The 24298-nt window shown below is 45.1% G+C and carries 16 protein-coding genes; 13 read left to right on the plus strand and 3 right to left on the minus strand.

Annotated features, from left to right (window positions below):
* Positions 1 to 199: 199 nt before the first annotated feature.
* Entirely contained in the window at positions 200 to 526 is a 327-nt protein-coding gene (locus MgSA37_RS29650; protein WP_232010867.1) for an STAS domain-containing protein, read from the plus strand.
* 15 nt (positions 527 to 541) lie between these two features.
* Here the strand turns inward: MgSA37_RS29650 and MgSA37_RS02970 are convergent, their stop codons facing one another.
* Complete coding sequence (locus tag MgSA37_RS02970; RefSeq protein ID WP_096349775.1) at positions 542 to 1636, minus strand: serine hydrolase domain-containing protein; 1095 nt, start codon at positions 1634 to 1636, stop codon at positions 542 to 544.
* A 164-nt stretch (positions 1637 to 1800) separates the two neighbouring features.
* Between MgSA37_RS02970 and MgSA37_RS02975 the strand changes: the two genes are divergently transcribed.
* Positions 1801 to 2220 (plus strand): VOC family protein, encoded by a 420-nt coding sequence (locus MgSA37_RS02975; protein WP_096349776.1) that lies wholly within the window; start codon positions 1801 to 1803, stop codon positions 2218 to 2220.
* Between the two features lie 80 nt (positions 2221 to 2300).
* On the opposite strand, the gene MgSA37_RS02980 is transcribed toward MgSA37_RS02975, so the two are convergent.
* The gene (locus MgSA37_RS02980) at positions 2301 to 2678 is read right to left on the minus strand and encodes a LiaF domain-containing protein (RefSeq protein ID WP_157750400.1); all 378 of its coding nucleotides are present in this window, start codon (positions 2676 to 2678) and stop codon (positions 2301 to 2303) included.
* A 218-nt stretch (positions 2679 to 2896) separates the two neighbouring features.
* On the opposite strand from MgSA37_RS02980, the gene MgSA37_RS02985 reads away from it, so the two are divergent.
* From MgSA37_RS02985 to MgSA37_RS03020, 8 genes are all read left to right on the plus strand, one after another.
* Positions 2897 to 8197 carry an FG-GAP-like repeat-containing protein gene (locus tag MgSA37_RS02985; protein ID WP_096349778.1) on the plus strand — a complete coding sequence of 1767 codons (5301 nt, stop codon included), beginning with the start codon at positions 2897 to 2899 and terminating at the stop codon, positions 8195 to 8197.
* Complete coding sequence (locus MgSA37_RS02990; protein WP_096349779.1) at positions 8194 to 8886, plus strand: hypothetical protein; 693 nt, start codon at positions 8194 to 8196, stop codon at positions 8884 to 8886. The genes MgSA37_RS02985 and MgSA37_RS02990 overlap by 4 nt, the downstream gene beginning before the upstream one ends.
* Before the next feature lie 159 nt (positions 8887 to 9045).
* On the plus strand, positions 9046 to 10674 hold the full coding sequence (locus MgSA37_RS02995; RefSeq protein ID WP_096349780.1) for a DUF6377 domain-containing protein: 1629 nt from the start codon (positions 9046 to 9048) through the stop codon (positions 10672 to 10674).
* Positions 10675 to 10883: 209 nt separating this feature from the next.
* Positions 10884 to 13844 (plus strand): SusC/RagA family TonB-linked outer membrane protein, encoded by a 2961-nt coding sequence (locus MgSA37_RS03000; RefSeq protein ID WP_096349781.1) that lies wholly within the window; start codon positions 10884 to 10886, stop codon positions 13842 to 13844.
* Positions 13845 to 13851: 7 nt separating this feature from the next.
* Positions 13852 to 15351 carry a RagB/SusD family nutrient uptake outer membrane protein gene (locus MgSA37_RS03005; protein WP_096349782.1) on the plus strand — a complete coding sequence of 500 codons (1500 nt, stop codon included), beginning with the start codon at positions 13852 to 13854 and terminating at the stop codon, positions 15349 to 15351.
* Positions 15352 to 15359: 8 nt separating this feature from the next.
* The gene (locus MgSA37_RS03010) at positions 15360 to 16451 is read left to right on the plus strand and encodes a SusE domain-containing protein (RefSeq protein ID WP_096349783.1); all 1092 of its coding nucleotides are present in this window, start codon (positions 15360 to 15362) and stop codon (positions 16449 to 16451) included.
* 226 nt (positions 16452 to 16677) lie between these two features.
* The gene (locus MgSA37_RS03015; RefSeq protein ID WP_096349784.1) at positions 16678 to 19128 is read left to right on the plus strand and encodes a glycoside hydrolase family 31 protein; all 2451 of its coding nucleotides are present in this window, start codon (positions 16678 to 16680) and stop codon (positions 19126 to 19128) included.
* 18 nt (positions 19129 to 19146) lie between these two features.
* Positions 19147 to 20532, plus strand: a complete 1386-nt coding sequence (locus MgSA37_RS03020) for an alpha-amylase family glycosyl hydrolase (RefSeq protein ID WP_096349785.1) — start codon at positions 19147 to 19149, stop codon at positions 20530 to 20532.
* 104 nt (positions 20533 to 20636) lie between these two features.
* Here MgSA37_RS03020 and pdxR read toward each other — a convergent pair whose 3' ends face one another.
* On the minus strand, positions 20637 to 22118 hold the full coding sequence (gene pdxR / locus MgSA37_RS03025) for a MocR-like pyridoxine biosynthesis transcription factor PdxR (protein ID WP_096349786.1): 1482 nt from the start codon (positions 22116 to 22118) through the stop codon (positions 20637 to 20639).
* Positions 22119 to 22202: 84 nt separating this feature from the next.
* Here pdxR and MgSA37_RS03030 point away from each other — a divergent pair, with 84 nt between their 5' ends.
* From MgSA37_RS03030 to MgSA37_RS03040, 3 genes are read left to right on the plus strand one after another with little or no spacing between them, the layout of a single operon-like run.
* The gene (locus tag MgSA37_RS03030) at positions 22203 to 22649 is read left to right on the plus strand and encodes a TQO small subunit DoxD (protein ID WP_096349787.1); all 447 of its coding nucleotides are present in this window, start codon (positions 22203 to 22205) and stop codon (positions 22647 to 22649) included.
* Positions 22650 to 22705: 56 nt separating this feature from the next.
* Positions 22706 to 23683, plus strand: coding sequence for an EamA family transporter (locus MgSA37_RS03035; protein ID WP_096349788.1), 978 nt, complete (start codon positions 22706 to 22708; stop codon positions 23681 to 23683).
* A 37-nt stretch (positions 23684 to 23720) separates the two neighbouring features.
* Positions 23721 to 24161: a carboxymuconolactone decarboxylase family protein gene (locus tag MgSA37_RS03040; RefSeq protein WP_096349789.1), complete on the plus strand. Its 441-nt coding sequence runs from the start codon at positions 23721 to 23723 to the stop codon at positions 24159 to 24161.
* The last annotated feature ends 137 nt before the right edge of the window (positions 24162 to 24298 follow it).

The raw sequence follows: 24298 nt of genomic DNA on the forward strand, positions 1-24298 counted from the left end.
CTTTACATTAACTGTTTTTATCGACCTCACCGTGGCTATTGAAATAGGGATGATCCTGGCGGCTTTCCTGTTTATGCGCAAAATGACGAAGGCCAGTTCGGTGGAGCATGCCGGTGTTTCTTCAGAAGATAGCGCCGACGAACTTTCCGTGCCAGACGGGTTGCCTGAAGGCGTTGACGTGTTTGAAATAAACGGCCCTATGTTTTTCGGGGCGGCCTACAAATTTAAGGACACCATGCGGGTAATTGAATATCCCGCGCCGGTGCTCATTATCCGGATGCGCCACGTTCCGGTAATTGATGCGACCGGAATCCGCGTTTTGCGCGAAGTGCACGAAGAAATAAAAAGGCGTGGGAGTAAACTTATTTTATCTGAAGTAACCAGCGAACAGGTGATGACCGAATTGCGAAAGGCACGTCTCGTGTTTCATATTGGCAAAGCGAATGTTACCGATACTTTTGAAAAGGCAATGACCAGGACAAATGAAATTTTGCTGGAGAAAAAACAAGATAAGGCAGGCGGGTAACAGTATGCACCTGCTCTAAAATTTAATGATGGCCTTCAGTTTTCCCCAAAGCTCGTTGTCGAAATCGGACCCGGCTAAATTAACTCCTCCGGCTGTGTTGCCCATGCGGATGATCACCAGCCTTTGCGAAGGCACCACGTAAATTTTCTGGTCATTTTTACCCAATGCCGCAAAAAGGTCAGCAGGTGCGTTCGGGATTATATCATGCGGAAATACCACCTGCGATTGTGGTTCCATACTGCTGGCTTTTCCGTTGAGCCAGGTTAAATAACCATAGCTCAGGTTTAAATTTTGCGATGTATTTACCTGGCTTTTTAAATAATTGGTATCGCTTAATATCACCGTTTGATCCCAGGTACCTTTGTTCAATAGCAACAAGCCAAACCTGGCCATGCTGCGTGCATTGCTGTAGTAAATATTATTTGAATTTGGCGTTTTCACCCAGGTGCCATTCATACCGATCACATTCCTTATTTTTTGCTGAAAATAGGTATTAAAGGAAACTTTTGTCGCATTGGCAATAACGCCATCCAATAGGGTATAGGCCGCATTGTGATAGGCCCAGCGCGTTCCGGCGTCAGCCTTGTAAACCAGGCAGCCCGGTAGCGCGCAATCAGGGTCGGCCACGCCGTCATCCAGGCCGGTAGTCATCGTCAGTTGATTTTTTATGGTGATCAGGTTTTCTTTCGCCAGTGGCTCCGAGGTCCAGCCGGTGCCTAAATATTTGGAACTTGCATCATTGATATCAAGCAATTTTTCCTGTTGCGCTATTCCAACTAAAAAGCCGGTCATTGTTTTGCCTGCCGACGCCCAATACCAAATGCTGTCAGCCGTAAACGTCCCGAAGTATTTTTCCGTTATAATTTTTCCGTCTTTCAAAATGATAAAGGCCTTTGTGCCTTTGCTTTGCAGGTAGGGGTAAAGGTTGTTTAACCCGGTGTCGTCCCAGCCAAGGGATGATGGGGTAGCCGTTTGCCAGTCGGTACCGGTAACCGGCGGAAAATAAAGTTTAATATCCTTTTGAACCGGGGTTGGTGTGCTGTGTTTACTGCAGCTGAAAAATAAGGCTAAAATTAGAAGAATGACGAGGCTAGCGGGTGTTTTTTTCATTACCGACTTAAACGACTTTGATATTAAAAGGTTTAACGAAAGTTTTAGATTTTTTTAGACGAGCTACAATTATCAATGTCCTTATACACCCCTTAAAACGGCATTTAACCACGCTGTTATATCCCGGGTCTAATGCTATATTTGCCTGACCAATCCAGTAAACAATGAAAGCAGTAAATATCACCCTAACTTTTAATAGCCAGGCGGAAGCAGCCTTTAACTTTTACAGGTCGGTTTTTGGCGGGGAATTTATTCATCTGCAGCGCCTGAAGGATATGCCCAGCCCAAATCCGATGTCTGCCGAAGAAGGCGAAAAAATCCTCCATATTGCTTTACCTGTCGGTAGTGCAGTTTTAGCCGGGATGGATATCCCGCAGGGGAGGCCTGAGTCTATCGCCGGAACAAATTTTATGGTGACACTGGATACCAGCAGCGAAGAAGAAACGCAGCAATTATTTGAAGGTCTGTCTGAAGGCGGTTTTGTAATGATGCCGCCGGACCACCAGTTTTGGGGAGCCTATTTCGCCATGTTTACTGATAAATTCGGTATACAATGGATGCTGAGCTATGTAGCGGATAAATAAATCGCCCTTTGTACAAGCAGGCAACCAGATGATTGTCCGCTTGTAGTTTTTATCCATTGATTTAAAACGTTATTTTTAAATCAATACAGCCTGCGTATAATTTTGATGCTGGCAAATATGGAACAGCCGGTAATGATCAGCACTTTATTGGGGTTTATTTTCTGAACGCCGGCCTGACGGTTATCTTCAAAGGTTGCCATGATGAGCGTTTGATCAGTCTCCACCCGCCAGTCTTCCGGAACAATGATGACCGTTTCTCCGAAGGTTTCAGATATATCCAAAACAGCCAGGCCCTGTATATCGGCGTTGGTAAAATCCAGTTCGGTTTTGCCAAAAACGTTATTTATTTTACCCCCTTTAAAGTCTTTGGAGATAATAATTTTTTTAACCTCACCGAATAGCGTATTTGAGTCGATACAATCTGTTGGGTTGGCGAAGAATGCTGCTGTGTTTGTCATGGTCATTAATTTTCATCAATATTATGCGGTATTGGCTGTGGAAAAAAGGCCGGTACTGCCAGGTGTTCAAAATTGTCGGTAAACGGCGGTGTTATATCGGTAAAAGGAGGCGGATGCCTGGATGATTTTACAAAACCGGTATAAATTATTATATAATTCGAAAAAAACTTTTTCCTGACAAAAAAATCTTTAATTTTAAGAACTAACCTGCACCATTCATGCGTCTTAAACTTGTATTGCTAATTCTCGTTTTTTCCGGCTTAAATACACTGGCCCAGGTGCCTGTAATTACTTCCTTCTCGCCAGCTTCGGGGCCGGTGGGTAGTACCGTAACAATTGTTGGCAATAACTTTAACACTACTCCTTCCGCCAACGTTGTATATTTTGGGGCGGCCAAAGCAACGGTTACATCAGCTACAAAAAGCCAGCTTACTGTTACCGTACCCAGTGGCGCGGATTACAGGCCAATTTCTGCTTTAAATACAGCAACGGCGTTAACAGGTTATGCTCAAATTCCATTTGTTACTACGTTTGCAGGAGCCCATAAGATCTCTACTTCTGAATTTGACCCTTACGTGCGCTTTGCATCCGGCATTATACCCACTTCAGCAATTCTTACTGACCTTGACCAGGATGGAAAGCCCGATTTGGTGGTTGGAAATACCAATAGTTCCTCAATTGCTATTTACAGTAATACTTCGGTAAAAGGGACGATCGACAGCAACTCTTTTGCGGGAAAAATCGATATTTCAGTCGGTCAGCTATTCCCGGTGGCTGTTGTGGCCGGAGATCTTGACGGCGATGGTAAACCCGATCTGGTCGTTTCCTACGAGGGGTATAACGGGATGGTTTTCGGCGTATTTCGTAATACTTCAACAACCGGCAACATCTCCTTTGCAGCCGCGGTAAATTACACTTTAACAGGTCAGCCCAGCTCATTAACGATTGCTGACATTGATGGCGATGGCAAGCCCGATCTGGTTGCACTTACCACCAATAGCTCAAAAATAAACACACTAACGGTTTTCAAAAATACGTCAACTCCAGGGGTAATCACCGGTAACTCCTTTGCCAACAGTGTTGATATCATTGCCAATACCTCCGCCACTGCGCTAACCGTCGGCGATATGGATAGTGACGGAAAACCTGACATCATACTGCTAAGTACTTCCGGCAATACCATTTCGCTGCTGCGTAATATTTCTGCCACCGGAACGATCTCGTTTGCAGCCAAAGTTGATTTCGCAACAAGTGTTACGCCCATTGGCATCGCAATCGGCGATTTGGATGGCGATGGTAAGCCCGACCTTGCGGTGAGCAATACCGTAACCGGAACTATATCTGTTTACTTAAATAAATCGCAAAGCGGCAATTTTACAGCATCATCGCTGGCGCCAAAGGTCGATTTCGCTACATCAAATTCGCCAACCCTGTTAAATATTGCAGATATGGACGGGGATGGCAAACCTGATATTTTAGCAGTTAATGGCTCTGAAGGATCAATATCGATGTTTCACAACAGGGCCACTACCGGCGTTATCAATGCAACGTCCTTTGATGTGAAAATTGATATGCCGGCACAGGACGCAAAACAGGTACCGGCATTGCTTGATTCTTTTTGTTTGGGAGATATTGATGGCGACGGCAAACCCGATATGATCGTAGTTACCGATTATGTGGCCGTTTATCATAACAATCCTCAGTTCGTCCCTGTAATTACCGGCATCAGCCCTGCCAGTGCGCAGGTGGGTGCCACAGTAAGCATTGCCGGAAAAAACTTTAATACAACCGCAGCCAGCAATATTGTTTATTTCGGACCGGTAAAGGCTAAAGTAAGCAGCGCTTCGGCAACGCAGCTAAACGTAACTGTCCCGGCAGGTGCGTCATTTGGCCCCATTTCAGTTTTAAATTCCGATTCAAAACTCACCGGTTATTCCGCAACGGCTTTTATTCCAACATTTGCTTCAAAGCATTCCATCAGTTCACTGGATTTTGATCCTAAAGCCGACTTGCCTGTTTCCGGGCAGGTTTCGGGAATAAGTTTTTCCGACGTCGATGGCGACGGCAAGCCTGATATGGTGGTCGCAAATCTTAACAAGGGCTATTTTTATGCATCCGTGTACAGAAATATTTCGACGTCCGGGAGTATCGGCACATCTTCATTTGCACCAAATGCCGATTTTATAACGAAAGGAGCGCCTGGCCCAATTATTTTAGAGGATATAAATGGCGACGGCAAGCCGGATATGATGGTGCTGAATAAAAACAATGGCACCGTGTCCTATCTGCAAAATCAGTGCGTTCCGGGCACAATTGCTTTCGGGCCGCTGGTTGATGTGGGAGGCGCAAGCTATCCGGTTGATTTGAACACTACTGATTTAGACGGCGATGGCAGGCCTGACCTTTTGGTGATATCCCCTGAAACTTATAGTACCACCGCGCTGCAAATAACACATAATATTTCATCCGGAGGAAAAATCGCCTTCGACCGGTCAATTATTTATGATACCGGCAAACAACACCAGGCCATTTGCGTGGGTGATATTGACGGGGACGGCAGGCCCGACGTTATATTGGGCAATACCGATAACACGCTTTCCATACTTCAAAACAACTCCGTTAACGGGAATATCATCTTAGCCGCTGCCATTGATATACCAGCGGCAAGCGGTTCGGTTGCATTTATAAAATTAACAGATATTAATGGCGACGGTAAACCCGATCTGGTCGTGGGGTATCATGAAGCCAACAATACCCAAAGCAATGTTATATCCGTTTTTCGTAACATTTCAACTACCGGCACCATCAGCGCGTCATCGTTTGCCGCTAAAGTGGATATTGCCACGGGAACCTCATCAGGAGAGGCAATCATCGCTGATATGGATGGCGACGGCAAGCCGGATATAGTAGTTACTGATGCGGTAATTTCGGTATTGCTGAATAACTCAACCGGAAGCAATATTACATTTAGTTCAAAAACAGATCTTTTGTCAGGGATAACGACCACTTTAAATCTCTATTCGCCTGAATACATAAATGTTTGCGACGTTGACGGCGACGGGAAGCCGGATATTGTATACCATGATCTTTCTACAAGTACGGTTGGTGCGCTGCATTATAACCCTCAACCTGCTGTTATGGCCGTAGCCCCGCCGGCTATTACCTCTTTTAGCCCTGATACGGCCAAAAATGGCTCAAACATTACCATCAGCGGTTCAAATTTTAATGGCAGCGCAACTGCAAACACTGTGTACTTAGGCACTGCTAAAGCAAAGGTGATATCGGCAACAGCCTCCCAGCTTACTGTCCAGGTTCCAACGGGATCCACCTATTTCCCTGTATCTGTAATCAACACATCCAATGGGCTTTCGGCAGCATCTGCTGTACCGTTCATCAATACATTTCAAAGTAACGGGATCATTGATACCTCGGTGTTTAAACCAAACACGTCCCCTTCAACCGGGTGGACCCCTGCGGCACCTGCAATAGGCGACCTGGATGGCGATGGAAAACCAGATTTAGTATACGCGCAAAGCCCCGGTAATAACCCCACGATCTCCATTTTGCCCAATATTTCCACCGATACCGGTAAAACGTTCGTCTTTAAACCCGAAATTGATTACCTGCTTTTAAGCTACGCAAATGACTTAAAATTACTTGATTTTGACGGGGACGGGAAGCTGGATATCCTGGTAACCTATTACGGGCAACAAAATTACAGTTTCTCTGTATTCAGAAACACTTCCTCTCCCGGAAATATTTCCTTTGCGCCCCAGCTGGAAATTCCGTTTTCGGCCATGTACCTTGCTGCCGGCGATTTGAACGGAGATGGGAAGCCTGACATTGTGGCGATGAACAGCCAGTTTAACCAGGCCAGCCTGGATTACAGGGCCTTTGTTTATAAAAACACTTCGGTACCCGGAAAGATTTCGTTCGGTGACCCGGTTATTTTTGGCACAAACGGCGCCGGGCCATTAAGTATTACCGATATTGACGGGGATGCCAAACCTGACCTTGTGGTGTCAAATACGAGCCTTAATACGGTTACGGTTTTGCGAAACATATCAGCCAATGGCGGTTTTGAATTTGCTGGCGCCGTTGATTTTACTACGGCTGCAGGTTCATCCATATTAAAAACCGGCGACCTGGACGGGGATGGAAAACCGGACATTGTTACAAGTGATAATTTTAAAACGGCAAACATTTCTGTATTGCGTAATACTTCATCGCCAGGGAAAATTTCATTCCAAAATCATACTGAGTTTATTGCAGGCGACGATATCAGGAACATAACTATTGGAGATGTAAATGGCGATGGAAAACCTGAACTTTTAACGGCCAACCTGGCCAGCGGCAATATTTCCATATTGCAGAATAAATCCACGACCGGCAAAATTGCTTTTGCTGCAAAGACAGATTTCACACCGGTATTGGGTCCGGCGTATTTAAGTTTAGGAGATTTAAACGGCGATGGAAAACCTGACCTGGCCGTTGCCTATGATTATTCAACTACTTCAGCTAACTCGTACGGGCTAACCATATTAAAAAATAAAATAAAAACGGTGCCTGTACCCACCATAACAGCCAATGGCCCGCTTGCATTTTTACAGGGAGGGTCGGTGTTGCTTAGCGCCAATCCTTCAACCGGCTACACCTATCAATGGGCAAAAGGAGGCGTCAGTATTCCGTCAGCCACCAAGCCAACGTTTACGGCTACAGCCACCGGCGCTTATACGGTGAGCATTTCCTTAAATGGTGAAACGGAAACGTCTGACAGTGTTAAGGTAGACGCGGCATTTAAACTACCTGCAGATAACTTTAAGCTGAGCGTAACAAGCGCCACCTGCAAAGGAAGCAATAACGGCATGGTGAATATAAACGCGGTACAGCTGCTGAATTATACGGCAACGATTACCGGAAACGGCATCAACGCGGCTAAGGCATTTACGGATACGCTTACGTTTAATAATTTGCCTGCCGGTAGTTATTCTGTTTGTATAACTGTTGCCGGGCACAGCGATTACCAGCAGTGTTTTGATGCTGTGGTATCAGAACCTAAGGACTTGTCGCTATATTCAACCGTTAATGAAGCGGCTAACAACGTAAACCTGGTGTTAGATGGCGGCGAAAGGTATAATATAAATTTGAATGGGGTAGTATACACTACCACCAACAGTGCCATCACGCTACCGCTTACAGCAGGCAATAATGTGCTGACGGTAACTACCGACAAGCTGTGCCAGGGTACTATCAGTAGAATAATCAGTATTTCGGGCAAGATAAACCCTTACCCGGTGCCTTTCCAAAATGTTTTGAATTTGAACCTGGGCAATGCAAACATTGGCAATGTAACGGTAGAAATTCATAATACAACCGACGGCAAACTGGTTTATTCAAAACAATATAATAATCAATCAGGGGTAATACAGTTGGATGTATCTGCTTTAGGCAATGGCATCTATGCATTGCACCTCTCCATGGACAAATCCGAAAAGATTTTTAAGATAATTAAGAAATGAAAAGGGCACTCGTTATAATTTCAGCGATCTTTATTTTGACAGGGTGCGGGGGCAAAAAAAACAACCCGGCGCCGGCTGCGCCGTCAGCGGCGGTGCTTAGTTTGCCATCGCAAAATGAAGTATGTACAACGGGAACCATCATTTCCGCTACCGCTAGCAGTATTACTTTTACCTGGAACGCGTCAGCTAACACCGATAGTTACGCCCTTACATTAAAAAATCTGCTGACTTTAGCTACTACCACGCAAAATACATCTGCCACTAAGCTAACGCTTACTTTGCTCAGGAACACGCCATATTCGTGGTCGGTTACTTCTCTATCATCAAAAACAAGTACCACGGCGCAAAGTGATGTGTGGAAATTTTATAACGCGGGCCCCGGCGTTGTTACCTATGCGCCGTTCCCGGCAGAAATTGTTTCCCCCACTTTTGGCCAGTTAGTAACAGCAAACGCCGGCACAGTAAACCTGAAATGGACAGGTAGTTCCGTTAATCCGGGAACGATCGTAAATTATGATGTTTATTTCGGAACAACAGCAATGCCACCTGTTTTAAAAAGCGCCGTTACCGGTAGTTTTATAAACAATGTAGCCGTTGTTTCAAAAACAACTTACTATTGGAAAATAATAACACGTGATATCCAGGGCAATACCTCTGATTCGGGCATATTTCAATTTACGGTAAATTAAAAAGCATAGACCTGCAATTATCAATATGAACAGCACGCTGATAAAGGTACTGGCGCGCCTGAGTTTTTTTAATTTTAAACGCAACCTGTTTTTCTATATTCCTTTAAACATATCCCGCAATCTTAAATATTTATATACCTTTAAATTCAAGTTTTTTTAATGAAATCAGTTTGCAGGTTATTCATCTTTTTGACAGGAATATGCACTTTAAGCCGGGCGTATGCTGTCTCTTCTGAAGATAGCCTGTTAAATCGCCTTGATGCGGTGCTTGCTCATAAAGAAGATTTCGTGAATAAAAAACTCAGCAGGATCAATGCGATAAAGCATGAATTAAACGGTGTTGCTGGTGCTGGCGGTAAATACCAGGTTTACCAAAAGCTTTTTGATGAATACAAGGCCTTCAGTTACGATTCGGCATATAGCTATTCGAAAAAGCTGATGGCGATTGCAACGCAATTAAATGACCCATTAAAAATTGCAAAAGCCAAGATGGACCTGGGCTTTACGTTTATTTCTTCGGGAATGTTTAAAGAAACACTGGAAACGCTTAACCAGATCGATGTGTCCCTGTTTCCTGATAGCAGCAAGATCCAGTATTATTTCCTGAAAGCGCGTAGTTATTTTGATCTTTCAGATTTCGACCGGAATAGTGATTATACCTCCATTTACAATCCGAAAGGCATCAGTTGCATAGATAGCGGCCTTAGAATCTGTAAACCGGGTGGATATGAATACCTGGAGCTTGAAGGTTTAAAGGAGCTTCGAACGCAAAAAAACGATGCCGGCCTGGGAACTTATGTATCATTGTTGAAATTACATCATCTAACGCCGCATGATTTTGCGGTTAACGCCTGTTGCCTTAGTTATATTTACGAGATAAAAGGGCAGCACGGTAAGTCGCTGGAATTGTTAATTGAGGCAGCTATTTCTGACATCCAGTCGGCCACCAAAGAGACCGTTGCTATTTATAACCTGGCGGACATACTGTTTAAAAACGGCGATATCGACCATTCCTACGTTTATATCAAGCAGGCGATGGATGATGCCACCTTTTACGGGGCACTGCAGCGGCAGGTAAAGATCAGCAGTATACTGCCCATCATCGAAGCCCAATGGATCAGCCAGATAGAGCATCAAAAAAAGTTGCTTTATACCTACTCTTTTATTATCACGCTGCTGGTAATATTTGTATTGGTATTTGCCTGGATCATTTTTAAACAATTAAAAAAACTGCGGGTAGCGGATGAACTGATCAAAGCCGCCAATATTACGCTGCAGGAAAACAACCGGGCACTGGAGGAACTGAACCGGAATTTGAGCACCGCCAACAAGATCAAAAACGAATATATCGGCTATTACTTCAACATCAACTCCATCTATATTGAAAAGCTGGAAAATTTTCAAAAATCTATCGATAAAAAGCTGAGCAGCAAACGCTACGACGACGCCCTTGCCACGGTTAAAAACCTTAATCTTGAAAATGAGCGGCTACAACTTTTCCATACCTTCGATAAGGTGTTTTTACGCTTATTCCCCGATTTTATCAATAAGTTTAATGCACTGTTCAAAAAGGAAGAGATCATTCCTGTGCCCGAAGGGCAGCTGCTCACCACAGAGCACCGGATCTTCGCGTTGATCAGGATGGGCATTCATGATAACGACCGCATTGCAAAATTGCTGGGGTACTCGGTAAACACAATTTATTCCTATAAAAACCGGATCAAGAACAAATCATTTATTCCGAATGACGAGTTTGAGGACAGGATAATGGAAATTGAGTCGGTTTAACCCTGTTCCTCCAAATCTTAAATCTATATTACCCTTTCTTGTTTGTCTTTGTAAGTTGCTTTTAATCAATTTGTTAAGTTTTTTTCATCCGATTATTTTCTATATTGACTCATTGTGCTATTGCCGTTGATCTCCCGGCTCTCTTTCTTTGATTCGGATTTGGCCAGATAAGCCAGGTTCAATTAAACCAATATTAATCTCAATATTAAATGAAAAAAGTTTACTTATTCAAGTATGGTCTGACCGTACTGTTATTAATTTGTGCATTTTCAGTATTTGCACAAAAAAGTACTTTTACAGGCAAGGTGGTTGATGAAACCGCCCAGCCTCTACCGGGAGCTACGGTTCGTATTAAGGGTACCGACAAATCAACCACGACGGATCTCAACGGAAAGTTTACACTACCGGGCAGCGATCAGTCGGCAATTGTTGTAACGATTACCTATATCGGTTATGACACTATGGAAAAGATCATGACCGCCAATGAGCCGCTTACGATCCAACTGATCCCTAACCAAAAAGCATTATCTGAAGTAGTGGTTGTTGGTTATGGTACGGTTAAAAAAACTGACCTTACCGGCTCTGTTTCAAACCTCGGCAGTAAAGATTTAAACCCCGGAGCTGTCACCAATCCTTTACAGCAACTGCAAGGCAAAGCCGCCGGTGTTAATATTAACCAGGTAGGCAGCGAGCCCGGCGTTGCACCCTCTATCCGGATCAGGGGCTTTACATCACTCCAGGGGGGTAACGACCCGCTTGTTGTGGTTGACGGCATCCAGGGTAATATGGACCTGTTACAACAGGTGCCTCCGGGTGAAATTGCCTCGGTTGATATCTTAAAAGACGCTTCGGCAACAGCAATTTATGGTTCACGCGGTGCGCCGGGTGTTATCATCATCACCACCAAAAAAACCAGCGCCGGAAAAACAAGTGTTGAGTACAATGAAAATACTTCGCTTGACGTAATTTCAAAAAAACTGCAGCTGCTAAATGCCGCATCCTGGACACAGGAAGCTAATGCTTTAGGTGTTGATGCGTCGGCAAATCACGGGTCAAATACCGACTGGTACAATTTGCTAACCCAAAATGGTGTTACTCAAAACCATAGCCTGGCATTTGGCGGAGGCTCCAACGAGTTCAATTATCGTGCTTCGCTAACAGCAATCAACGAAACCGGTTTGGTAATTGGTACAGGGTATAAAAATTATATCGGCAGGGTTACAGCGACCCAGAAAGCATTGGATGATAAGCTAACCCTTACCATGAACATTAACAGCGGTATCAATCAAGCTGCTTATGAACCCAATAGCGTGGGAAATGCGGCCTTTACCTCAAACACCATCAGCCAGGCCTATATTGCACGTCCGACTGACCCGGTATTTGATACTGACGGCAGCTACTACCGCGACCCGAACGTATTTCAATATACCAACCCTTATGCGGTAGCCAAAACGGTAAAAAATGATGTAAATTCCAATGAACTCTTCGGCAGTTTAAGGGCCGACCTGGATATTTATAAAGGCCTGTCGGCCGGTGTATTTGGCAGCTGGAGAAAAGTTGACGGCAATACCGGTTTTTACGAACCTACTTCGTCAACCATCCAATACGCGATAGACAACAAAGGCGTAGGCAATATCAGTAACTGGCACAATGACGAAAAATTAATGGACATTAATTTGAGTTACAAGCACGATTTTGATAAAAAGAATCACTTTGATGCCACATTGGTATATGAATGGCAGGCGCAAACTTATAATGGAAGTTATGCCCAGGGCAGGGGTTTTGTTAACGATATTGCTTCGTACAATGCCCTGCAGTTAGGCGATATTTCAAAAGTATTGCAAGGCGATATTTCCTCCTACAAAAATGACAGGAGACTGGTGTCCTTTTTAGGAAGGGTGAATTATAGTTTTGCCAGCAAATACCTGTTAACAGCAAGCATAAGGCGCGATGGTTCAACCGTTTTCGGGGTGAACAACAAATGGGGAAATTTCCCTTCAGCGGCTTTAGCCTGGCGTATTACGCAGGAGGATTTTATGAAGAGCCAACACCTTTTCAGTAACCTGAAATTACGTGTGGGATATGGTATTACCGGTAACCAGCAGGGAATCGGACCGCAAAACTCCATCGCTTTGGTAGGGCAGGCCGGTACCGTATTTTTTGGCGGACAAACTATCCCCAACTACGCGGCAACACAAAATGCCAACCCTAACCTAAAATGGGAAACCAAAAAACAGGCAAATGCCGGGATAGACTTTACAATGTTTAATGACAGGCTGAATGGTAGTGTAGACGTTTATACTTCAAATACCGATAACCTGTTATTTAATTACACAGTGCCGCTTGAAGGACCGTTTTTAACTACAAATATCCTTGCAAATGTGGGCAGCCTGCAGAACCGTGGCCTGGAAATTACACTGAGTTACAAGGTTATTCAATCAAAAAATACCACTTTAACCCTTGCAGGCAATGCTTCATTTATGTCGAACAAGGTATTGAGCCTCGGCGGCAATATCGAAGGATATAATATCCCGACAAATTATGTTGGATTATCAACCCCTAATTCATACCTGGTAGTTGGCAAGCCAATTGGTACTTTCCTGATCCTGCAACATAGCGGTGTTAATGCACAGGGCGTTGAAACAGTGGTTGGCGAAGATGCCAGTGGCAATGTTGACCAGGCCCCGCAAAGTAAATACCGCGTTGACGAAGGACAAGCGCTCCCGAAATATGAATTTGGATTTACACCTGCTTTTACCTACAAAAACTTTGATATGTCAATGGTTTGGAGCGGCGCCGGTGGCAATAAAATTTATAACGGCATCAGCCAGGACTTTAGCATGCTTGAAAACATAGGCAAGCAAAATTTACTGACCAGTGCTATGGCAACAGGCATCCATTCGTCGCCATTTGGTTCTGACGAGTGGCTGGAAGACGGCTCATATATCAGATTCCAAAACCTAACATTCGGTTATAAAGTTAATTTAACTAATGTAAAGTACATCAGTGCCTTACGTATATCCCTGACCGGCCAAAACCTGGCTACTATTACTAAATATAAAGGGCTGGACCCGGAGTTAAATACAAGCGACCTGGGTGCTGGTTATGACCATGGCGTTTATCCGCGTACCAGGACCTTTTCGGTTGGTTTAAATGTTATTTTAAAATAATCAGATCATGAAAAAAATATTATTAAGTATTCTAATAATTGGCCTCGCTGCACAGAGCTGCACCAAGGTTAATGAAAATGTGTACGACAAGTATGCGGCAGCGCAGTTTTATTCGACGCCCGCGGGCGCGGATGACGCGCTGGCCAATGTGTACGCAAAAATTACCGGGACCTGGGGCAGTAATTACGCCGGACGCGATAACTGCTGGTATGATTTGAACAGCTTTTCAGCCGATGAACAGGTGATCCCTCACCGCAACACCGGCGACTGGCAACTGGATTTTGCTCAACTGTATACACGCACCGAATTACCAAGCCTGGGTATTATTAACAATACCTGGAACTGGGCCTATTCATGCATTTACAGCGCAAATCTGGCCGTTTCAGAATTGACTACCGCCAAAGCCGATCCTTCAAAGATCGCCGAAGCAAAAGTGATGCGCGCCTGGCTATATTACCTCCTGATTGATGATTTTGGAGATGTGCCTTTTTATACCGATAACAATACGGACATTTCAAAAATTCCGCAGGAAAAGAGGGCAACCATTTACAGTTTCATCGTTTCCGAACTTAAAGCAAATGTCGACCTGCTTTCCGAAACAAGAGGCGGTACTTATTACGGCCGGTTTAATAAATGGGCCGGTTATATGGTATTGGCCAAGGTGTATTTAAATGCACAGGTTTATACCGGTACACCGCAATGGGCTGCCTGTTTAGATGCTTGCAGCAAAATAGCCGCGGGTAATTTTACCCTGCACCCGGCAACCGCCAATACGGCAGCCCCGCTGGGCAATACCTACTATGAGCTTTTTGGCGATGTGTGCCCTAATGACGAAACCATTTTCGCCTTGTATATCACTGAAAATGTGATCAGCGGGAATATCTATACCATCAGGAGTTTAAATAGCGCTAACGGCACTGCCCTGATCGGTTTTAACGGTTGGAATGGCACGATCATTCCGGGCGATTTTTATGATAAGTATGACGCAAGCGATATCCGCCGCAAACAGTTCCTGGTGGGTGCGCAGGCAGGTGGCGTTACTTATACCGAAGCTGTATCCTCACTGATCAATCCGGGAGCAGGGCCAAATGAAGGCATCAGGGATGATAAGTTTTTCCCGGTTGCCCCGGCAGATGCCAGCGGCGAATCAAACGATTTCCCGGTATACAGGTACGCCGATGTATTGCTGATGCAGGCTGAATGCAACGTGCGTTTAGGAAACACATCCGCTGCGGCGCCATTCCTTAACCAGGTTAGGCAACGTGCAGGTTTAGGCGATATTGCCGCCCCAACCCTTCAGAACATTTATGACGAACGGGGTTTTGAGTTAAATATGGAGGGCCATCGCAGGCAGGATATGATCCGTTTCGGCACTTATCTGCTTCCGCACGGCGCGGCGCCAAATATCGTACCGGCAGGGGCTGCTTACCAGCTGTTATACCCCATACCAACAGCCGCGCTTAATGCGAATACGACCTTAAAACAGAATCCGGGATATCCTAACTAATCATCATTATGAAAATTTTAAGCAAATTAACTTTAATAGCAATAGCCTTTACCGGCCTTGCTTGTCATAAGGAGGCTGCATTAACTACCCTGGCACCTGTTTCGTTTAGCGGCGCTTTAACCACATCAACTAACCAGGTAATACTTACAGCAGCTACCGATACTACTGCAACCTTGTTAACTTTAAAATGGCCTGCGGTGGTATATCCTTATAAAGCAAAGGTAACTTATACCTTGCAGGCCGACTTGCCGGCAGATACCGTTGGTGCAACCGGTTGGGCCAATGCCACACAGGTAACAGTAGGGCAGGACATTTTGACCAAATCGTTTAAAGAAAGCGATCTGAACGCGTTGGCCCTTGCCGTAGGTATTGGTGCCAATGACACGGCAAAAATGGTGTTCAGGGTGCAGGCTTACCAGGACCGCAGCACATTTTCAAAAGGCGTAACGGTAACCGTTAGCCCATGGAAACCGGTGGTTGCCTATTCGCATGGCTGGCCGGTACTTTGGGTACCGGGTGATTACCAGGGATGGTCGCCTTCAACTGCACCAGCAGTTGCAGCAGAAGTTGCTAATATTTACGAAGGCTATATTTATGAAAAAGCCGGAGGCACCTTCCAGTTTAAATTTACCAGCGCCCAGGACTGGAACCACATCAACTACGGCGATGCAGGCAGCGGTACACTTACTACTGATGGCTCAGCGGCAGGTATGACCTTACCGGGCGCCGGCTATTACGAGCTGGTTTGTAACCCGGCAACCCTAACCTGGAGCTATACGCTCACCACCTGGGGAATCATCGGTGATGCAACTCCGGGCGGATGGAGCACCGACACACAATTGACCTTTGACCCTGCTAAACAGGTTTGGACAGTTACCTGCAACATGTTAACCAATGCCTCATTCAAATTCAGGGCTAATAATGCCTGGGCTATTGATTTTGGTATTGATGCAAACGGCCACCTGGGATATGCTGATAACCCGGCTTATCCATACAACGGCTCAATTAATAATATTACCGTGCCCTCAAACGGCAATTACACCATTACTTTGGATCTTCGCGATCCGAATAACTACAATTTTACTTTAAAGAAAAACTAATACCCGTAAGGCAGTGCCCCAGGCACTGCCTTACTTTTTTACCTGTAATATTCATAAAATTTATTTCTGCAATAACTATCATTTTAAACGTACATTTCCTGCTGTTTTTCAGCTTAATCATGTGGTGAAAAAAACATTTAAAAGGGGTAGCCTTTTTTATGGTTTACAGCTGAATATTTGAGCCGCTTAATGAGATTTTAAGGAAAATAAATTTTAAAAAAAATCCATGAAATTTAATAAGATTACCCTTGCGCTTGCTTTTATTATCAATATTACCCGCCTGGTGGCCCAATCGCCGGTTTTAACAACCGGCAATGTGGAGACCGTTACCATTGGCGACCAGGATATAACTTTTAAAACCACCAACGCCTTCGGGAAAATAACTGTTTACAGTTCATCCATTATCCGCATCCGGCTGGATAAGAATCCCCTTAAAGGTGATTTTTCCTATGCGGTAGTTGGTAAACCTCAAAAAACGAAAACAACGATAACACAGGATGATGCAGAAATTACGCTGGTAACTGATTCAATTAAAGCGGTAATTCACAAACAGCCTTATTCCATAACATTTTATACCCCCGACGGTAAAATAATAAATGAAGAGGAGCAGGGTTTAACCACCTCCTGGGTTGGAAATGCAGTAACCACCTATAAGAAATTACAGGACGACGAACACTTTGTTGGCCTTGGCGAAAAAACCGGTAACCTTGACCGTAAAGGAAACGGGTATACCAACTGGAACGAGGATAATTACGCCTACAGCATCACCCAGGATCCTTTGTACTCAACCATTCCTTTTTATATTGGCATCCATCACCATATCAATTATGGGATATTTTTGGACAATACCTATCAAAGCGATTTTAACTTCGGCGCCAGCAATAACCGGTTTTCCTCATTCGGGGTACGCGGCGGCGAGATGAATTATTATTTTATCTGCCACAAACGTGTTGCCGACATCATCAGCTCCTATACCTGGCTTACCGGGCGTATGCCGATGCCGCCGCTTTGGGCGCTTGGCTACCAGCAAAACAGGTACACCTATTACCCTGAGACCGAAGTGTTACGCATAGCACGTACGCTGCGCGAAAAAAAGATCCCGGCAGATGGGATCACGCTGGATATCCATTATATGGACCGTTTCCAGCTTTTTACCTGGAACAAGACACAATTCCCCAACCCGGTTTTGATGAATGATACGCTTAAAAGCCTGGGTTTTAAAACAACCGTTATTGTTGACCCGGGAATAAAAGTAGCACCCGGCGCTCCCGCTTATGAAAGTGGTTTAAAGGAAGATGTATATATCAAATATCCTGACGGGCAGAATTATACAGGCCAGGTTTGGCCCGGCTGGTGCAATTTTACCGATTTTACCAGCGAAAAAGGCCGGGGCTGGTGGCGTAAACAGGTTAAGTTTTTTGCTGCATCGGGCATTAGCGGTATCTGGAATGATATGAACGAAATATCTACCTGGGGTCAAAAAATGCCTGATAATGTGTTGTTTAATTACGATGGCAAACAAACCACGCACCTTGAGGCACACAACGTTTACGGACTGGAAATGGCACGCTCCAGCTACGAGGGCGCGCTGGAACAGTTTAAAGAAAGGCCGTTTATCTTAACCCGTTCGGGGTATGCCGGCTTACAAAGGTATACCGCTATATGGACAGGTGACAACCGCGCAGAGGAAGATCATATGCTGCAGGGCGTTAGGATATTAAACAGCCTGGGATTAAGCGGTGTTTCTTTTACCGGTATGGATGTAGGCGGTTTCAGCGGTAATGAAACTATCCCGCTTTACACCCGCTGGATAGAACTTGGGGCTTTTACTCCATATTTCAGGAACCACACCACGTTAAATACCAAATCAGCCGAGCCATGGACTTTTGGCGAAGATGCCCTCGTTATCGCGCGTAACTATATCAGTCTGCGTTACCGTTTGATGCCCTACCTGTATTCAACTTTTTACGGATCGACCCAAAACGGCTTGCCTGTGATGCGTTCCCTCGCGATTGATTATACTTTCGATCCGAATGTATTGTCGCCTGAATTCCAGAACCAGTACCAATTTGGCGGCGCATTTATGGTTGCACCTTTTGAGAGTACAAGGGAATACGGCAAAGTTTATTTTCCCGGGGGTACCTGGTACGATTTGTATAATGACTCCGTGCAGGAAGGCAAACAAACCAGGGTTGTGCCTTTAAGTTTAAACAGGCTGCCGGTTTATGTTAAAGGCGGAAGTATTATCCCGATGCAATCTTTGGTGCAAACAACCGCAGTAAAGCCGACAGATACTTTATCAGTACATATTTACAATGGCGCCGCCAACAGCTTTATTTATTACGAAGATGATGGCAAAAGTTTTGCATACAAAACAGGTGACTTTTATAAACGCACTATCACGTTTAACCCATCGAACAGGAGTATAACTTTCAGCGAAGCTGAGGGGAGTTATCCGTCTCAATTTAAATATATAAAACTTGTATTGCACGGCTGCGGCCAGGTTGACGGTGTGTACACCGGTAAAAATCAGTATAAACTGCAAAACGATGCTTACTCATTTTTAAATGCGACATCTGCCAGTGATCCTATGGTAAATGCCTCACCGCGCGAAACATGCCCGGTTAAATACGTGGTGATAGAAAATAATGCAAAACTGATTCAATTAAAATACTAATCCAGGAGGAATTGTGAAATGAATGCTAAAAAACAAAAGTTAAACTTAATCGCGTTATTTGTAATAACGACGATGGCCCTGTCCGGCTGCAGTAAATCAAAAACTATTACACCGGTGGTTACCCCACCGGCAACCTACAAAGATCCGGCCCAATATGGTACCCCATTTGCAAATGTACCTGCGACCAAAGACATTGTGATGTACGAGATAAACGAAAAAACGTTTACTCCCGCCAATTTTCAGGGCGTTGATGCACGGCTTGATTCTATCAAAGCACTCGGCGTAAATGTGATCTGGCTGATGCCCACGTACCCGATCGGTGTGCTTAAAGCCTCAGGTTCGCCCTATGCTGTTAAAGACTATGAAGGCGTAAACGCAAGTTTTGGTTCGTTGGATGACCTGCGCGCGCTGGTTACCAGGGCCCACGCACTCGGCATGGCCGTAATACTTGACTGGGAAGCAAATGATACTTCCTGGGATAATGCGTGGATCACAGCTCACCCTTCATGGTACGTGCAGGATGCATCAGGAAATATACAGCAGCTTTCTACTTATTCCGACATCGCCGCATTGAATTTCAATAATTTTGACATGCGCACTGCCCTGATCAGGGCGATGAAATATTGGGTGTTTACCGCGAATATTGACGGTTACCGTTGTGATTTTGCCGATAACGCGCCGACCGATTTCTGGACGCAGGCATTGGATACGCTTAACACCATAAGCACGCACAAACTGATCTACCTGGCCGAAGGCACAAAAGGAAGCGAAATTTCTGCGGGATTCCAGATCAGCTATGGTTTTAGTTATTACGGTACGATAAAAGCTTTATACGCAGGTACCTCAACACCTTCAGGTTTGTTTGCTACCAACACCGCCGAACTGGCTTCGTTGCCATCGCCCGGCGTTAAATTAAGGTATATTACCAACCATGACGATGCCTCATCCGATGGCAGCACCATCAGCGAGTATAAAGGTAAACAGGGGGCGTTATCTGCATTTGTCATCGCGACCTATATGGGTGGGATACCCTTAATTTACGACAGCCAGGAAGTAGGTTATCCAAACGCCATCAACTTTTTTAATACGGTACCCGTGGATTACACAGCCAACCCGGATATGGTTGCCGCTTACAAAAAGATCCTGGCTTTCAGAGCCGCGCATGAGGCGGTGAAAGTTGGTACGTTGACCCCTTACACCGATGCAAGTGTGGTAGCCTTTGAGAAAAAATCAGGTACGGATGATGTGCTTGTATTGGTGAACGCCAGTAACAGTACTGTAAATTATTCTGTTCCGGCAGCGGTACAGGGCAGCTGGATCGACGGCATGTCGGGTACCAGCATCACACTATCCGCACAGCTAAATTTAACCCCTTACCAGTACGTGGTATTAAAAAAGAATTAAGTACTTCTCTTCTATATTTTTATATACAATTTGGTTGCAAAAAGGCGGGAGCTCTCCCGCCTTTTGCTATTTTCATAAGCTCTTTTTTTGTGAGTATTTGGAGTTTATGAGACCTTCTCCACCGCCCTTTTCAATATCTCAACCCCATCCTCCAGTTCCTTTACATTTAATGACGCAAAGCCCATGCGAATGAAATTACAATTATCATTTTTATGGTAATACCCGCTGCCATCACTTATTGAAAGGCCCATTTCTGCTGCTTTTTGTGATATGGCTTTTGCGTTCAGCCCGTTGAGGTACTGCATCCAAACCGCAAAGCCGCCATCGGGGATATTGAAGGATACTTGTTCACCTAATTGTTCCTGCAATAAGCGGCAAAGTACATCGCGCCGTTCGTGGTATATCTTATTGGTTTTTTTAAGGTGACGGCCGATATCGCCGTTTTTCAGCAGGTTGGCCATAGCTTCTTCCAGCAATTGTTCACCCTGCCTGTCTATCATCCGCCGCAGGCGGGTCAATTGTTCAATCAGGTTTTGCGGCGCTACTATAAAACCAACGCGGATACCCGGCGCAATGGTTTTACAAAACGAGCCGACATAAATCACGCTGCCATAATAATCGGCGCTGGCCAAAGGCAATATCGGGCTGCTGGCATAGTGGAAGTCATAATCGTAATCATCCTCCAGGATAGCGAAGCGATATTTCATGGCCAGTTCAAGCAGTTGCATACGGCGTTCGGCGCTTAGTGTTACGCAGGTGGGCCGATGATGGTGGGGGATTACATACAATAGTTTAACTTTTTTCTTTTTGCAGATATCTTCAACGGCATTTAGATCTATTCCATGATCATCCACCGGCACAAAAGCCAGCTGTGCGCCGGTATGCTCAAAAACCTCGTTCGCCATAAAATACCCTGGATCAGGCACGATTACCGTATCATTTTTCGACAGCAGCACTTGTGCGCTCAGGTACATGGCCATTTGCACCCCTTTAGTGATCAGGATATTTTCAGGACTTACCTGCAGGCCCCGCGTTTCCGAAAGAAAACGGGCCAGCTCATTCCTTAAATTTTCCGATCCCTGTTCCGGGCCGTACATCAGGTATTTAGAAGTGAAATGATAATTCCCGAAGCGCCGGTATTCTCTTACCAGCAAGTCAACCGGCGCCAAACGCGTATCGGGGAAACCATCATTAAAAACAATATTTTGCGGGGCAGGCGCTTTAAATTGTAAGGGAAAAGGCACTTGCTGTTCGCCTACCTCGTAATAAGTAATAGCCGCTATACCATTTGTGGCAGCGTTTTGGGCGATGGATTTGGGCTGTACATCGGGCAGGTTTTTGGCCACAAAGATTCCCTTGCGCGGGTACACATCCACCCAGCTTTGGGCATACAACTCATCATAGGCGGCTACAACGGTTTTACGGTGAACTTTTAACGCTGCCGCCAATACCCGGCTGCCGGGGAGAGCCTTTTCGGGCTTTAAAATTCCGCGGCGGATATGCCCAATAATGCTATTGGCAATTTGCAGGTATACCGGCACATTCAATTTTTTATCAACCGTAATCAGGCTTTCAATTATTGGCATATCTGGACTACTTGATTTGTTATTTCTGGACTATTTGTATAGTCCAATTTAGGCATAATTTTGAATTAACAAAAATAAATTACCATGCAGCTGCAAAAGTCAAAGCTTCCATCCATCTACCTGCGGGCAGCTATCGGTTCAGCCTATTTATGGGAAGTTGCAGACCGTTTAGGTCTTCTGGGTGCCAACGGCAAGCCCCATGTAGGCTGGGGCGACTGGGTGCATTTTTTAGCCTACGCCCGCCAGGTAATGAGCTTTTTACCCGCAGGCATCGTGCCTGCGCTGGCAACCTTTGCCACCATCGGCGAAGCCGTATTTGGCCTGCTGCTGATCCTTGGGCTCTTCACCCGGATCGCCGCCATAGGCAGCGGTTTGCTGAGCCTGGGTTTTGCCTGCGCCATGGCAATATCTTTCGGCATAGATTCACCATTGGGCTATTCCGTTTTTACACTCAGTGCAGCAAGCTTCCTGCTGGCAACGCTGCCTGATTATGCCTGGAGCCTGGATGCCCGGTGGCGCAGCGAACTGTGAGGCGCGTTTTGCAAAGAAAATAAATCAACCACTATTTCATCAAAAAAATAAAGACTATGAAAACATCAGCCCAAAAGCCATCAATATTTTTAGTAGTTATTGCCTTTGCCATTGTTTACGTGGTTTGGGGCTCAACCTATTTTTTTATCCAAATGGCCATTCATGGTTTCCCGCCAATGTTGATGGGAGCGCTGCGTTTTTTTACCGCCGGGATATTGTTGCTCACCTGGTGTTATATTAAGGGCGACAAAATTTGGGCGCCTAAAAACGTCCTGAACTCCTGCATCAGCGGACTACTCACGCTGTTCATCGCTACCGGCGTAGTTATTTGGGTGGAAAAAACGTTGCCAAGCTCCATCGTGGCTATCATGGTATCAGCCAACCCCATTTGGTTCGTAGTGTTGGATAAAGCGAACCGGAAGGTTAACCTGGGCAGTAAAACCACCATAGGCGGCATTGTTTTAGGCTTTGCAGGGGTTTTGCTGCTTTTTGGCGAAGCGATCAGCAAATCGCTTGCAGGCAGCATCAGCGCTGCGCAATTATCCGGCTTGCTTTTGTTGCTCATCAGCCCTGTCGCCTGGTGCGGCGGCTCGTTATTTTCAAAAAAGAGGGGCAGTAATTCTCCTGCAAGGTTAAATACCGCCTGGCAAATGATCATAGCCGGTTTGGCCTTTATCCCGGCAGGTTTTGCGCACAACGAATATACCTCATTTCATTTCAGCCAGGTACCGCTGCAGGCCTGGGTGGCGCTCATCTACCTGATTATTTTTGGATCGATAGGGGCATTCAGCGCATATGTTTGGCTGCTATCGGTTAAGCCCGCCACACAGGTTAGTACACACTCTTATATCAACCCGGTTATTGCCGTATTGCTGGGGGTATTATTTGCTCATGAACACCTTTCCGGTTTGCAATTTTTTGGGCTGATAGTGATATTGAGCAGTGTGCTGCTGGTTAATATAAACAAGTATAAATTTAAAATGCCCCGCTTTTTTATCAAACAAAGCAAAATAGAAACTTGTCAGCATATATAAAATCAATTACAAATTAATCACCAATAATATAACAACTATGAAATCGCGGATGAACATTAACCAGGCCGAACCAAGGATCTACAAGGCAATGGCCGTGGCCGATAACCAGATAAAAGATTTTGATATCGACCCCAAATTAAAAGAGCTGATAAAAGTAAGGGTATCGCAAATCAATGGCTGCGGGTACTGTATCGACTACCATACCAAAGATTCCCTTGCACTGGGCGAAAGCTACCAGCGGCTTTTCGCACTCTCTGCCTGGTGGGAAACACCGTTTTTTACCGAAGCCGAACAGGCTGCGTTAAAACTGGCTGAAGAGGTAACTAATATCGCGCACGGTGTGTCGGATGAAACCTATAACAATGCATTGAGACTTTTTGGTGAGAAGGGGATAGCACAGCTCGTTTTCATCACCATTACCATCAACAGCTGGAACAGGATCGCTATCCCCGTGCACATGGTTGCGGGGGTAGATTGATTATTGCTTCTTTTTGATAAAGTTAAAAAAACAGATGGCCGAAGATGGTCATCTGTTTTCTTTGTCACCGGCGAACATGCGGGCCTATGCCGGCCATAATCCCGCCAATTTATTTTTTTATTTGTATTATACTTGGT

The organism is Mucilaginibacter gotjawali, from assembly GCF_002355435.1.
GTDB lineage: Bacteria > Bacteroidota > Bacteroidia > Sphingobacteriales > Sphingobacteriaceae > Mucilaginibacter > Mucilaginibacter gotjawali.